Consider the following 13,665-nt stretch of genomic DNA (forward strand, 5'->3'; position numbering starts at 1 on the left):
TCAAAAAAAGCGAATGGACTACCTGTCTAATCTCAACCCCCAACAACGTGAGGCTGTAGAATACACGGATGGCCCCCTGATGATCATTGCGGGGGCCGGATCGGGCAAAACACGTGTGCTGACCATACGGATTGCCTACCTTATCCACCAAAAAGGAGTAGACCCTTTTCAGATTCTCTCGCTTACATTTACGAACAAAGCCGCCAATGAGATGAAGCAACGCATCGAAAAGCTCATCGGCTTGGAGGCGCGCAATACGTGGATGGGAACCTTCCACTCGGTCTTTGCCAAGATCCTTCGGGTAGAAGCCGGCAGGTTGGGCTATCCATCCAATTTTACCATTTACGATACTGAGGACAGTAAATCCCTGATCCGTTCGATTGTAAAAGAAAAAAAGCTGGACGATAAGGTGTATAAGCCAAGCACCGTTCTTTCGAGAATTTCCGGTGCCAAGAATCGCCTTGTTTCCTGGGAGGCGTACCTAAACGACCCCTATATCCGCTCCGACGACGAGGCTGCCATGAAGCCAAAAATGGGAGAGCTGTACAAAACCTACCAGGAAAGACTTTTCAAGTCCTCAGCCATGGACTTTGACGACCTGCTGTTTAACACAAATGTGCTCTTTCGCGACCATCCGGACGCGCTTTACAAATACCAACAGCGGTTCCGCTACGTCATGGTAGACGAATTTCAAGACACCAACTTATCCCAATACCTTATTACGAAAAAACTGGCAGCCGTACACCAAAACATCTGCGTGGTAGGAGATGATGCACAAAGCATCTATGCCTTTCGAGGAGCGGATATACAGAACATCCTAAATTTTGAAAAAGACTATCCCGATCTCCACACTGTAAAGCTGGAACAAAACTACCGATCTACCAAAAACATCGTTCATACGGCCAATTCCATTATTGCAAAAAACAAAGCCCAACTGAAAAAAAACATCTGGACGGCAAATGACCATGGTGCACCCATAGAACTGATGAAGGCCGCATCCGACAATGAGGAAGGAAGACTGGTAGCCACGACGATATTTGAAGAAAAAAACAAGCTTCAGTTAAGAAACAGCGACTTTGCCATCCTTTATCGGACCAATTCCCAATCGAGGGCATTGGAAGAAGCACTGCGTAAAATGAACATCAACTACCGGATTATTGGTGGACTGTCCTTTTACCAACGCAGGGAGATCAAAGATCTGATGGCTTACCTCCGCTTTGTGGTCAATCCGTCCGATGAAGAAGCATTCAAGCGGATCGTAAATTATCCGAAAAGGGGCATTGGGGATACCTCGGTGGAAAAAATCCTGATTGCCGCCTATGAGCACGACATCCCCATCTGGGAGGTGATTACAAATGCCTCAAGTTTCCTTAGCGGCAGGGCAGTCACCTCCCTGGAAGATTTTACCACGATGGTACGCAGCTTTGCTATGGAAATGCAGCGAAAAGATGCATACGAGGTAGCCTCACTGGTAGCAAAACAGTCCGGCATCCTACGAGAGCTATACGAAGACAAGACAATCGAAGGGCTGAACCGGTACGAAAACGTACAGGAACTGCTCAATGCAATCAAGGAATACGTTGACGGTCCCGAAAACGAAAACAAAAGTCTAGGCGCATTTCTGCAGGAGATAGCCCTGCTCACGGATGAAGACCAAAACAAAAACAACGACGACGTCGTAACCTTGATGACGATCCATGCGTCCAAAGGATTGGAGTTTAAATTTGTCTTTGTGGTAGGGTTAGAAGAGGATCTCTTCCCCTCCCAAATGATGATGCAAAGCAGGGAGGATCTGGAAGAAGAGCGCAGGTTGTTTTACGTCGCCACCACCCGCGCCATGGAGCGGCTTTATCTCACCCACGCCATGACCCGGTACCGCTACGGTCGCCTGCTAAATTGCGAACCAAGCCGGTTTCTAGAAGAACTAGACCCAACCTATATCAAGGTGACCAAAAAAATGGACACATCGGTAGGTGGCTTTCAGTTTCCTGGTAGAGAAGGTAAAAATGGGTTTGTGGGATTAAAAAGGCCGGCCATCCGGGAAGGGATTACGGCCAAGGTGCACACCCCAAGTCCTGATTTCAAACCTTCCAATACGAACAACCTGGCAGAAGGCATGAAGGTGGAGCATCCCAAGTTTGGGTTTGGTCTTGTAATGAAAGTAGAGACGGAGGGGGCAAACCGAAAAGCCTCAATCCATTTCGATAATTTTGGGGATAAGACTTTATTACTTAGCTTTGCAAAGCTCCGGATAGTGGAATAACGCTCGTCAACACTTTGAGTGGTAGTGGCAATGGTTTCCTGAATCAGAAAATTTTTCTTAAATTGATTCACTCAGGATCCAAAAGACAGAAATGCCATGCCAGTCTCACCGAATACGCAAAATACAGTTATCTTGAAAGAATACGGAAAAAACATCCAAAAGCTGGTAGACTTTATCAAAACGGTTCCCAGCAAAGAAAAGCGTACCGAATACGCGTATGCACTGGTAGAGTTGATGAAGCAGCTCAATCCAAATCTCAAGTTAGAGAGTGATCAAAAGTTATGGGACGACCTGTATATCATGTCCAATTTTGAACTGGACATAGACGCTCCGTTTCCCATGCCTCCAAAAGAACTGCTTGGCAAACGCCCCCAGGTAGTGGGATATCCCGAAGGTGAGGTCAAATTCAAACATTATGGCCGAAACATCGAAAAGCTCATAGAAAATGCGATCCAAATAGAGGACGACGAGGAGCAGGAGGCGGCTATCATTTTTATTGGCCGGCTTATGCGAAGTTTTCATTCTACCTGGAACCGCGAAAACTTTGACGACGGGATAATCATCGACGACATCAAAATACTTTCCAAGGGCAAGCTGCACATAGACCTGGAAAAAGTGAAGGAAAACGGCCTTTTCGAAACCTCCACACGGAGGGATTTCAAGCCACCCTCTGTCCAGGAAAACGAAAACAACAACCTGTCCGCAAGAAAGGGTTTTTCCGGCAACAACAAACGCCGAAACAACAACCCCAATCCTAAAAAGAGACGAAATTAATGGCTTCATTCCGAGTAAAGGGAGGACTGAAACTAAAAGGTGAGATCATACCACAAGGCGCTAAAAACGAAGCCCTACAGGTGATTTGTGCCGTATTGTTGAGTCCAGAGGATATCACTATCGACAAAATCCCGGACATCAGAGATGTCAATAAACTGATAGAACTTCTCAGCGACATGGGGGTAACCGTCAGGAAAAATGGTCCTGAATCCTATACCTTCAATGCGGCGGCCATCGATTTGGATTTCCTGGAAACACAGGATTTCCTTGATAAAGCCTCCGCTCTCCGCGGTTCCGTTATGATACTGGGCCCTTTATTGGCAAGGTTCGGAACGGGCAAGTTGTCAAAGCCGGGAGGGGATAAAATCGGACGCAGACGGATGGACACCCACTTCACCGGTTTTCAAAAATTAGGAGCCACCTTTCGCTACGATAAAAAGAAAGAAATCTACCACATAGACGGCAGTGATCTTCGCGGGTGCTATATGCTGCTGGATGAAGCCTCCGTGACGGGTACTGCCAATATCATTATGGCGGCAGTGATGGCAAAGGGAAAAACCACTATCTACAACGCGGCATGTGAACCCTATATCCAACAGCTTTGTGGCATGTTGAACCGCATGGGAGCAAAAATATCCGGTGTAGGGTCAAATCTATTACAAATCGAAGGAGTAGGCTACCTTGCCGGCACCACCCATACGCTATTGCCCGATATGATTGAAATCGGTTCATTCATTGGCCTGGCCGCCATGACCCAATCCGAAATCACTATCAAACAAGTACAGGCGGATAAGCTGGGGATCATCCCGGAAATCTTTCGTCGAATGGGGATCAAACTTGACATCATCGGAGACGATATTCACGTGCCCTCCCAAAAGCACTACGAAATCGAAACCTTCATAGATGGCTCCATCTTAACGATCGCCGACGCCATTTGGCCGGGCTTCACGCCCGATCTGTTGAGTATCGTGCTGGTAACCGCGACACAGGCCAAAGGCACGGTTTTGGTACATCAGAAGATGTTTGAAAGCCGCTTGTTTTTTGTCGATAAACTGATCGATATGGGTGCCCAGATAATTCTTTGCGACCCGCACAGAGCTACCGTAATCGGGCTAGATCGGAAATACCCGCTACGGGGAATCCGGATGACATCCCCGGATATACGGGCAGGTGTGGCACTGCTGATTGCAGCTATGTCGGCAGAAGGTACTTCCGTCATCGACAACGTCGAGCAGATAGACCGGGGCTACCAGTTCATCGACAAGCGTTTGAATGCACTCGGAGCAAGTATTGAGCGCATCGATTGATTCTGACTCCACCTAAAACGAGCAGCGGATACCTTTCGGCAATGAAGGGTATCCGCTCTTTTTTTTTCTGATTGTCTCCAAGGCGACAATCAGGCAACAGGCTGCACAGATGCGAAGCGGTTTTTCCTCACCAAAAACCAATACATGAGCGGCACAAAGTAAAGCGCGGTAAATGTCCCAATGGTTAACCCACCGATCACACTGAATACCAAGGGACGCTGCAAATCTGCCCCTAGTCCCGAACTGAAAACCACGGGCACTAGTGCCAATATGGTGGTGATTGAGGTCATTAGTATGGGCTTGAGTCGAATTTCCCCCGCCTGATACAGGGCTCGCTCCAAGGCTTGCCGGGCATCAAGCTTGCCGGCATCTTCGTCGTACCTCACTCGTAGACGATTGATGGTATCAATCTTTAGGATGGCATCGTTGACCATAATACCTAACATCACCACCAGGCCTATAGCAGACATGACGTTTAGTGAGGTGCCCGTCAACCAGAGCACAACAAATGCACCTCCCACTCCCAGTGGCAGAGTAAATATCACAATAAGCGGCTGCACAAAACTTTCAAACTGGGCGGCTAGGATAAAATACAGCAACAGCACAGAAATAAAAAGAATGCCGACCAACTGGCGGATGGTTTCCTTGTCCTGAAAGAATTGCCCGGTAAACTCTACTGCGAGATTTCTATCCGTGCCCCACTTCCTTAAATCACCCTCATGGGCATCGGGATTGTCACCTAAAACGAGGATCGACTGATAGATACCGTTTCGGTCAGCGGTAACGTATTTATAATGACTGTCATAGGCTGCCCTTACAAAGTTGCTTAGCAGGTAGGGGGTATCGTCATTTCCCCGAATATAATGAGTGCGCAACACCTGCTGGAAGTCAACCGGGTTTTCTTTCAGCCGTATCGGGGTTACCTCCCCAAAGCGTTTGATATCCGTAATAAGGTAGCTGCCAAACAGCTTTTGAATCTGCTGGAGCAATTGGTCTACGCCGATTCCGTATAAGGCAAGCTTTTCTTGGTCAATTCGGAATATTACTGCAGACTCTTTTTGGAGGCCCGGGCCTCGCTCCCATTCCCTCAGAGGAAGCTCCTCCAGCCATTGGTCCATCTGCCTCTCTTCGATGGGGCGCTTGCTGGCGAGATCCTTCCATCGTAGCTCGTAATAGGCCATTTCGGAGCTAAAGAGCTGATCAAATGCATTGGGTGCATCCTGGATTTCGACACTTGCAAGCGGATAATACTGCCTGAAATACCTTCGGAGAAAGGCAACTTGAGAGTCCTTCTGTTCCTCGCCGGAAAACATAAGGTAGAGAGACGCCTGTTGGATAGAACTTTCCCCCTCAAAAAGAAGAAACTGCCGTAGGCCCACATCACTTTCTGCATGCACGAAAGCTCCCTCCAACTGCTGCATAATAGTCGTAATCCGTTCGCGGTTCTGACTGGCGTTAATCGGCTCATTCCAGTCTACCTGCAACAGAGCGTCAAACTTCTCAATAGGTGGAAGTCCCTGCACAGGAAGCAGCCGACTCAACAGAAGCATCACCGGAATCAATGAAAAAAGAACCGCCAGACTCAGCTTTCTATATGCAAATATCCGTCTGTACACCCGTTTGTAAAGCGATAAAACCACGGAAAACACCCGACTATCTTCCGGTAGGGGTGTTCCTTCTTTTGTCGCAAAAAACATCTTATACAATAACGGCAACAGGATAAAGGCAACCAATAAGGAAACGGATAAAATCGCCGCCACCGAAACCGCCTGATCGTAGAATAACGCTCCTGATATGCCACTCAAAAACACCAGTGGCACGAACACCGCGAGGGTCGTCAACACGGAGCTGATCAATGCGGACATTACCTCGTTCACTCCTGTCACACAAGCCTCAAACAATGGCAACCCCTCCTGTCGCTTCCGGCTGATGTTATCCAATACAATAATGGAGTTGTCTATCAACATTCCCAAACCCAATGCGAGCCCGCTTAGGGAAATCACGTTGATGGAAATATCGAAAAAGTAAAATACCAAAAAACTGATGATCAGGGAGGATGGCAAACTCACCCCAATAATTATAGGCATCCGGTAGTTGCCCATAAAGAAAAACAAGACTCCGAAAGCGAAAATCCCTCCAAACAGCAAACTTGTCTGCAAATTGCTGATACCGGCATTTAGCAACATGGATTGGTCTTGGGTAAGCTCAAACCTTACCTGTGGATAATCCAGCCTAAATTGATCAACGGCGTCTCTGACCAACGGCATCAGTTCATTCATTTTGGCCATGGCCTGCTTGTGTACGGTGATGACCAAACCTTCCTCTCCGTTGAAAAGGTGAAAACCGACCGGTTTGGCTATCTCGTACCCCACATTGGCTACTTTGCCCAAGTTCACCGAAGAACGGCCATCCTTCCTTACCGGAAGCCCCATGATGTCCTCCGGGGTTTCTATACGTGTAGCAAGTCTAAGGTAATACCGAAATTGACCATCTTCTACGCTGATGCCTGGGAGCTCGCTGTTGCCGGCTACGATCGCGTCGATCACATGCTGTTCCGTCATACCCAAGCTGGCCAGTGCCGCCCGGTTGGGCTCTACGGTGATCACGCGCTCCTGCTTACCGTTTATGTCCACCAACGCGATCCCTTCCAATTGTTCCAGCCGCTTCTTCAGAACGTTTTCCACCAGTAATGAAACCTCCGCATAGTCCATCTCTCCCTTTGGAAGCACCTGAATCCTGACTACGGGAATATCATTGGTGTTGATCCGAATTACCTGGGGGCGTGGCAAATCCTCTGGAAGACCGCTGATCAAGCGATCGATTTTTTCGTTCACATCAATGTAGGCAAGCTCCATTTTTGTGCTGAAATCGAAGGTAAGGCGGATATTTCCAACTTCACTGCCCGCCTTGCTTTCCATGTGTTCGAGACCGTTTAAGGTCATCAGCCCCTCCCGGATGGTACTGAGGATGTTTTGTTCGATGGCTTGGGGGGAAGCATTGGGATAATTCACTTTGACGACGATCTGCGGCACATCGATCGGCGGCAGAAGCGACACCGGCAGCGTTCTAAAAACAATCACACTGAAAACGATCAGTGCCAAAAAGGTCATACCAACGGCAATGGGTCTGGCGAGCAAAAATCTAACCATCACAGCGCGTCGTTTAGGATCCGGATAGGTGCCTGATGGGCCAGTTGCACGTTATTGCTCACAATAACTTCCACATCGGCTGTCAAGCCATCTAGAATCTCCATTTCCCTGCCATTGTCCTTGCCCACCTCCACGTAGTTCCAAATGGCTTGATTGTTTTCTATCGTGAATACAACCGGCCTACCCGACCGGTAAACGACCGCCTGCTTGGGTACTACCAGGCTGTTGTTTTGTGGCGCACGTATCACCGCACGTGCATTCATTCCAGGCAGCAGCCTACCTTGATTTTGAAGCTTAATGGTCACCTGCACCAGTCCATTCTCATCCACTTTGGGGTTGATGGCCACCACTTGTCCCCGGAGGCCTTCTTCACCGCCAGACACCGGATATATCTCCGCTGTTTGTCCCGTAGTTATAAAGTTGATATCAGACTCCAGCACCTTAACCCGAATCTCCAACTGGCCTGTACTGATGATTTCGCACACCTCGTCTCCGCTGTTTACCAAGCTGCCTTGTTTGAGTTTGACATCAGCAACTGTGCCGGTAATGGGAGCCTTAATGGTAGATTTCTCAATCTCCAATTCAGCTTCCCTTAGGGAAATCTCAGCGGATAACACTCCGCTTTTGGCTTTAAGACGGGTATCCCACTCGGCGAGGGCCAGGGAATCAAGGGCCGGATCTCCATAGATGGTTGGAAAGCCCAGCTTTTCATTTTCAAATACCGCCATGCTGGAACGTAGCTCGACCCGCGCCTTTTCCAGCGCAAACTTGCTATCTCTGTTATCCAGCTTGGCAATTACCTGTCCGGCCTGTACCCGGTCACCCTCCGAAACAGTCAGGTCGGTTAAGTACCCCTGCCTTTCGACTATTACCATGACGTGGCTACTCGCTTCAATCTTGCCGGTTGCATTGATGAGGTAGTCAAAGGATTTTCGCTGGGAAACGCCCGTCTGAACGGACGTGGGCTGCACCTCTTCTCTAAATGATTCCATGGGAATCTCTTCTCCTTTTTCTTTTTCTTCTTTACAGCCAAAAAATATACTGCTCACGAAAAGGAGGGCACAAAAAACGATTGCTTTGCTCATAGGAAGGTTTTTTATATAGAAGGGAAGCGACCTTTTCGCCCCCTTACTCGTTTGATCCTATAAGTAACTAAAAATTTAAATACAGCCCAACAAAAACTTACTCTTTTTTATAAAAATTAACAATTATCCAATAAAAAAGGGTTGGCATACAGCGTATCCATCCCCTATTTGGTTTTACAAGCCTTAAAACTTAAAATTTTAATTTATAAATCACTTCATCGTTTCGGGCAAGAAATAGCGGTTCATAGTAAAGCCTGAGGCGCAGATCCCTTGAATCTCCCTCGTAATACGCCCGCAATTGCTCGATTACCTGATGGCTCAGCACCCTGAGGTCCACCTCCGTTACCCCATCCAAAACCATATCAAGCTGCTCGGCAACTTTCCGGGATAGATCGATTACCCGTTTGGAACTAGCGGGCAGCCGGTCGTTTATTCGGACAATCGCCTGATTGCCATTGGAAAGATTGGTGACCTTTAGCAGGGTTCCAAACGGTAAATGTTTATGGGCAGCTGTATAGTCCCACATATCGTATACTTCTCCGCTGGCAGTTGGACGTTTGTGAAACCGCTTCCCGTAGAAACTCGCCTCTCCACGTTGAATGCTCAGCAATGAATCGGGTACCGTAAAAGGCGATTGGGCCTTTACCGTACTAAGACCCGAAAACCCAATCACAATTAGAATCAATAGAATTCGCATAATTCGGCGGTTAGCAAATCGTATGCCAATATGATAAATCAGTAGGCAACCTTGCAGGTCCCAGTTTAAGCAGCTAAATTTAGTCATTTATCCGAATTATTTGCTAACATGCTCAAAATACTACACACTGCGGATTGGCACCTTGGCAAACGACTGCAGGAATATTCCCGCATCGAAGAGCAGAAAGAGGTATTGGCGGAACTTGTGGAAATTGCCGATACGGAAAACGTGGATCTTGTTTTGTTGGCCGGAGATGTCTACGACACCTTTAACCCCACCCATGAAGCCGTAGACCTTTTTTACAAAACCCTCCGCAAGCTCTCCCAAGCCGGAAAACGCCCGGTAATCGTCATCTCGGGAAACCACGATAGTACCCAGTTCATCGAAGCCCCCGATCCCCTGGCCCGTCAGCTTGGGATTATCTTTTACAGCCGATACGACACGATAGTACCTCCCGGAGGCCTTACCGAAGACATCTCGGTGTCAAGATCCGACCCGGGATTCATCGAACTAAGCGGCAAAGGACTTCCAGTGCCTGTCCGCATCATCCTGGCTCCTTATGCCAATGAAGTCCTGCTGAAAACCTATTTGGGAGAAGGTGACCGCGAAGCATCGTTTCGCGAAATCCTGGGTAGCAAGTGGAAAAACATCGCCGAATCCTACTGCGATGACAGCGGTATAAACCTGTTTTTGGGGCACTTTTTCTTTATGCAGGAAGGTTCCAAAGCAGAGCCCGAGCCGGAAAGTGAGCGGCCCATCCTTCATGTAGGTGGCACCCAAGCACTATTTGCCGAAAGCATCCCTCCCCAAATCCAATACGCCGCATTGGGACATCTACATCGGTATCATAGCGTTTCCGACATTCCCTGCCCATTGGTGTACGCAAGCTCCCCCCTATCTTATTCGTTTAGTGAAGCAGATCAAAAAAAACAAGTGGTCGTAGTGGAAGCTGAGCCGGGAAAAACCGTCAGCTATCGGCCGATCCCTCTTTCGAAAGGGCGTCCTCTTTACCGGAAAACATTCGATCGCTTGGAAAAAGCGATTGACTGGCTACAAGCACACCCGCATTGCTATGTTGAGTTGACCTTTGCCGCTGATCATGCAATTGACGCAGCCACGAGGAAGGCGCTTTTATCTGCCCATGATGGGATAGTCAATCTGATTCCTTTGATTCGCTCCTCCACCGGAGAAACCAATACTGGACTACAGGTCGAAGACTTGGAAAAGGACATGGTCTCCCTTTTTAGGATGTATTACCACAGCGAAAAACTGCACGAACCCAATGCCGAACTTATTGATCTTTTTAAGGAAGTTATCAGCCAGCCCCAAAACCAATGATCCCAATCAAACTTGAAATCCAAGGATTGTATTCCTATCGGGAAAAACAGACCATTGACTTCAGCCAACTGACCGCTGCGGGGCTTTTTGGCCTTTTCGGGGCAGTAGGCAGCGGTAAGTCCTCCATTTTGGAAGGCATCCTGCTGGCACTTTACGGGAGTACAGAGCGCCTTGCGGATAGGGGAGAAAAAAACAGCATGGTCAACCTTCAAAGTGATGGACTCTTGATTGTTTTTGAATTCAAGGCCGGTCCAAAAAACGCCAAAACGTATGTGGCCAGGTATTCGGTAAAACGCAACAGCAAAAACTTTCAGGAGATACGCCCCGCAGAACACACATTTTATGAGAAGTCCGGTGATCAGCTCACACCCACCGAACTACGGGCAGAGGCCTTGGTTGGAATGAAAAAAGAACATTTCAAGCAGACCGTGATTATTCCACAAGGCAAATTCCGGGAGTTTATAGATCTTACACCCGGCCCAAGGGCTGACATGATGAAAGAACTATTTGGGTTGGAGCGGTTTGATTTGGCTCCCCGAACCGGCAGCTTGTTGAAAACAGTGCGTGAAGAAAAAATCCGTGTCGAAACCCAGCTTGGCGCTTTCCAAGACCTTACAGAAGCATCCTTAGAAAATCTGAGAAATGACGTTAAGTCCTCCAAAACCCTTCTTCAGGAGAGCTTAAATGAACTTACCAAAATCCAAGCAATTTATCAGCAACAGCAGGCATTGAGCAAGGATTTTAACGACTTGAAGGCATTGAATGAGGAACTGAAGCTATTACAGCTAACCAAAATTGAAATAGACCAAAAACGGGCCAGGATCAAAGAATACCGGCGTGCAAAAACATACCTGAAGCCACTAGTCGACGGTGTGGAGTCCCTCAAATTGGACAAAGAAAAATACCGGGTTTCGGTCATTAACTGCCAAAAACACGAAGAGGAGTATAAGAAGGAGATCGATCAGTACGGGATAGAGGTAGAAGAGTTAAGGATCCGCGCAGACCAACGATCCGATCGGGAGGCCAAAATCAGGGATCTCCAAAAAGTGCTGCAGGTGCAGGAGTTGATCACCTCCTTAGACAAAGCGCAGCATGAACTCAAACAGCTCCGCCCGGAAATCGAAAACGCTGAGTTGGACAGGAATAATGCCCTCTCAGAGATCGAAATCTTGCAAATACGTCAGGAGGCCATCACTTTGATTGATCCGGAACAATTGGCCCAGTGGAAGACTTCCCACGCCGAGTGGCTTCGGTTGGAAAAGGAAGAAATCAAGCATGGTAATGACCTAGCGTCACTGAAAAAGGCAGGGCAGGAGTCCACTGCATCCTTGGATCGGTTGATTGGTCAAATGCCTACCTCTGTCCACGAAGTTGGCAATTGGTTTAAATCCCAAGCAGAGCGCATCCTCCATCTGGAGAAGGAACGGGAGGAATTTCAGTACAAATCCGGCTTGGCAGCCCATGTGCACCTATTGGAAGGAGGCAAACCCTGTCCCCTTTGTGGATCTGCCGACCATCCGGACCCGTTGGAACCATCCGACCTAAGCGAAAAGCAGCTAACCATCGCAACGCGAATTACCCGGGAAAAGGAAAGACTGGAGGAAATACGGCTGCTGGAAAACCGGTACCAGCAGGAGCTCTTCAAACGCGAGCAGCTTCAGACACAGGTAGAGAATGCCGAGGTATTACTGGGCACCACCGTTGATCTGCTTGCATCGCTGAAAAAAACGTTTGTCACCGAAAGGATTTCTTCCGCGGCGCAATTGGCTGAAAAAATCGAACGCGCTTCCAAACAACATAAAGAGTGGCAGGCAGTCCACAACCGGATAGGTGAGAAAAGGAAGGAGTTGAACCTGTTCATCGAAGCGGTTGAAGCAAAGAGAACAAAACGGGATGTTGTCCATGAGAAGACCCTTACGCTCAGCAGTGCCTTAGAGAGCAAACGGGAGGAGATCAGTGATCCCCCATTTTGTGCACCCTATTTTGAAAAAGATCGTGGCTTTATATTGGCTGCCATTGACAAGGTAAAAAGGGATATAGAAGAAACCGCATATAGATATGACAGTAAACGGAAGCACCTTCAGGAACTGAAAGAAAAGGCTGCCCGTAATCAGGCCAGTCTGTCCCAGTTTTCAGATCAGCTGGCCGAAACGACTGAAAAGCTGGCGGAACTCGAACAAAAGTACCTGGCGGAAATGAAAGTACAGGGCTTCTCCGACCATGAAACTGTGGTAGACCTATTTCGTAAGTCCTTGGACGCTGATGCAGTGGATGCCGAAATACAGCGCTTTGATGATAAATTCATTCGCATAGAAGACCGAATCGGGCAGCTTAAATCCCGCCCCGGCATACTCGACTTTCGCCCAGACGCCTACCAAGAGATGGGAGGGCAGGTAGCCGAGAAAAAGGCAAAATACGACCTTTCTCAACAACGGGTCACTATCTTGGAGCAACAGCTGGCTTCTGGCATGCAGGACATGGAAACAAAAAAGTCACTGGACATTTCACTTGCCTCTTTGGAAAAGCGTGAATCTAATCTAAAGCAACTTGAAGGCCTCTTCAAGGGCAGCGGCTTTGTAAAATATGTAAGCAGTATTTACCTAAAAGAGTTATGTAATACCGCCAATTCACGTTTTCGGAAGCTCACCAAAAACAGTCTTAGCCTTGAAATAGATGAAAACAACACGTTTTGGGTTATTGACTACTTGAACGGAGGAAAAAAACGCCTTCTCAAGACCCTCTCCGGTGGGCAGACTTTTCAGGCTTCCCTTTGCCTGGCCCTAGCGCTGGCCGAAAAAGTAAAATCGCTCAACCGGGCCGAACAGAGTTTCTTCTTCCTGGACGAGGGATTTGGAGCACTGGACAAGACCTCCCTACGGATTGTATTTGAAACCCTCAAGTCCCTTCGGTTGGAAAACCGAATCGTAGGCATCATCAGCCATGTGGAAGACCTACAGCAGGAAATAGAAGTGTATGCACAGGTGACGTTGGATCCGGAAGCTGGCAGTCAGATTTCCTACTCATTTGAATAGATGGAGCATCGGAGATACCC

Annotated in this window: 8 protein-coding genes; 5 read left to right on the top strand and 3 right to left on the bottom strand. The window is 48.1% G+C overall.

The features are described 5' to 3' along the window. Positions 1-13: 13 nt before the first annotated feature. From ADIS_RS03015 to murA, 3 genes are all read left to right on the top strand, one after another. Positions 14-2,263, top strand: coding sequence for an ATP-dependent helicase (locus ADIS_RS03015; RefSeq protein WP_010852828.1), 2,250 nt, complete (start codon positions 14-16; stop codon positions 2,261-2,263). A gap of 96 nt (positions 2,264-2,359) precedes the next feature. Then, positions 2,360-3,037: a DUF4290 domain-containing protein gene (locus ADIS_RS03020; protein ID WP_035804476.1), complete on the top strand. Its 678-nt coding sequence runs from the start codon at positions 2,360-2,362 to the stop codon at positions 3,035-3,037. Beyond that, positions 3,037-4,344, top strand: a complete 1,308-nt coding sequence (gene murA / locus ADIS_RS03025) for a UDP-N-acetylglucosamine 1-carboxyvinyltransferase (RefSeq protein WP_010852830.1) — start codon at positions 3,037-3,039, stop codon at positions 4,342-4,344. Before ADIS_RS03020 ends, murA begins: the two co-directional genes overlap by 1 nt. 89 nt (positions 4,345-4,433) lie before the next feature. Here the strand turns inward: murA and ADIS_RS03030 are convergent, their stop codons facing one another. The 3 genes from ADIS_RS03030 to ADIS_RS03040 all read right to left on the bottom strand — a co-directional run bounded on the left by ADIS_RS03030 (position 4,434) and on the right by ADIS_RS03040 (position 9,275). After that, a complete protein-coding gene (locus ADIS_RS03030) occupies positions 4,434-7,493 on the bottom strand; it encodes an efflux RND transporter permease subunit (protein WP_010852831.1) in 3,060 nt (1,019 codons plus the stop codon). Continuing rightward, complete coding sequence (locus ADIS_RS03035; RefSeq protein ID WP_010852832.1) at positions 7,493-8,578, bottom strand: efflux RND transporter periplasmic adaptor subunit; 1,086 nt, start codon at positions 8,576-8,578, stop codon at positions 7,493-7,495. The genes ADIS_RS03030 and ADIS_RS03035 overlap by 1 nt, the downstream gene beginning before the upstream one ends. A 190-nt stretch (positions 8,579-8,768) precedes the next feature. Then, positions 8,769-9,275, bottom strand: coding sequence for a septal ring lytic transglycosylase RlpA family protein (locus tag ADIS_RS03040; RefSeq protein WP_010852833.1), 507 nt, complete (start codon positions 9,273-9,275; stop codon positions 8,769-8,771). 108 nt (positions 9,276-9,383) lie between these two features. Here ADIS_RS03040 and ADIS_RS03045 point away from each other — a divergent pair, with 108 nt between their 5' ends. Both ADIS_RS03045 and ADIS_RS03050 read left to right on the top strand, forming a co-directional pair. Further along, on the top strand, positions 9,384-10,613 hold the full coding sequence (locus tag ADIS_RS03045) for a metallophosphoesterase family protein (RefSeq protein ID WP_010852834.1): 1,230 nt from the start codon (positions 9,384-9,386) through the stop codon (positions 10,611-10,613). Beyond that, positions 10,610-13,645 (top strand): SbcC/MukB-like Walker B domain-containing protein, encoded by a 3,036-nt coding sequence (locus ADIS_RS03050; RefSeq protein WP_010852835.1) that lies wholly within the window; start codon positions 10,610-10,612, stop codon positions 13,643-13,645. The genes ADIS_RS03045 and ADIS_RS03050 overlap by 4 nt, the downstream gene beginning before the upstream one ends. The last annotated feature ends 20 nt before the right edge of the window (positions 13,646-13,665 follow it).

Origin of the sequence: Lunatimonas lonarensis (genome assembly GCF_000390185.1) — a bacterium.
GTDB classification, from domain to species: domain Bacteria; phylum Bacteroidota; class Bacteroidia; order Cytophagales; family Cyclobacteriaceae; genus Lunatimonas; species Lunatimonas lonarensis.

Bases quoted from the DNA above. Each gene is read 5' to 3' on its own strand.
- ADIS_RS03040 (WP_010852833.1), bottom strand. From the start codon at position 9,275: ATGCGAATTCTATTGATTCTAATTGTGATTGGGTTTTCGGGTCTTAGT.
- ADIS_RS03035 (WP_010852832.1), bottom strand. From the start codon at position 8,578: ATGAGCAAAGCAATCGTTTTTTGTGCCCTCCTTTTCGTGAGCAGTATA.
- ADIS_RS03015 (WP_010852828.1), top strand. From the start codon at position 14: ATGGACTACCTGTCTAATCTCAACCCCCAACAACGTGAGGCTGTAGAA.
- ADIS_RS03050 (WP_010852835.1), top strand. From the start codon at position 10,610: ATGATCCCAATCAAACTTGAAATCCAAGGATTGTATTCCTATCGGGAA.
- ADIS_RS03030 (WP_010852831.1), bottom strand. From the start codon at position 7,493: ATGGTTAGATTTTTGCTCGCCAGACCCATTGCCGTTGGTATGACCTTT.
- ADIS_RS03045 (WP_010852834.1), top strand. From the start codon at position 9,384: ATGCTCAAAATACTACACACTGCGGATTGGCACCTTGGCAAACGACTG.
- murA (WP_010852830.1), top strand. From the start codon at position 3,037: ATGGCTTCATTCCGAGTAAAGGGAGGACTGAAACTAAAAGGTGAGATC.
- ADIS_RS03020 (WP_035804476.1), top strand. From the start codon at position 2,360: ATGCCAGTCTCACCGAATACGCAAAATACAGTTATCTTGAAAGAATAC.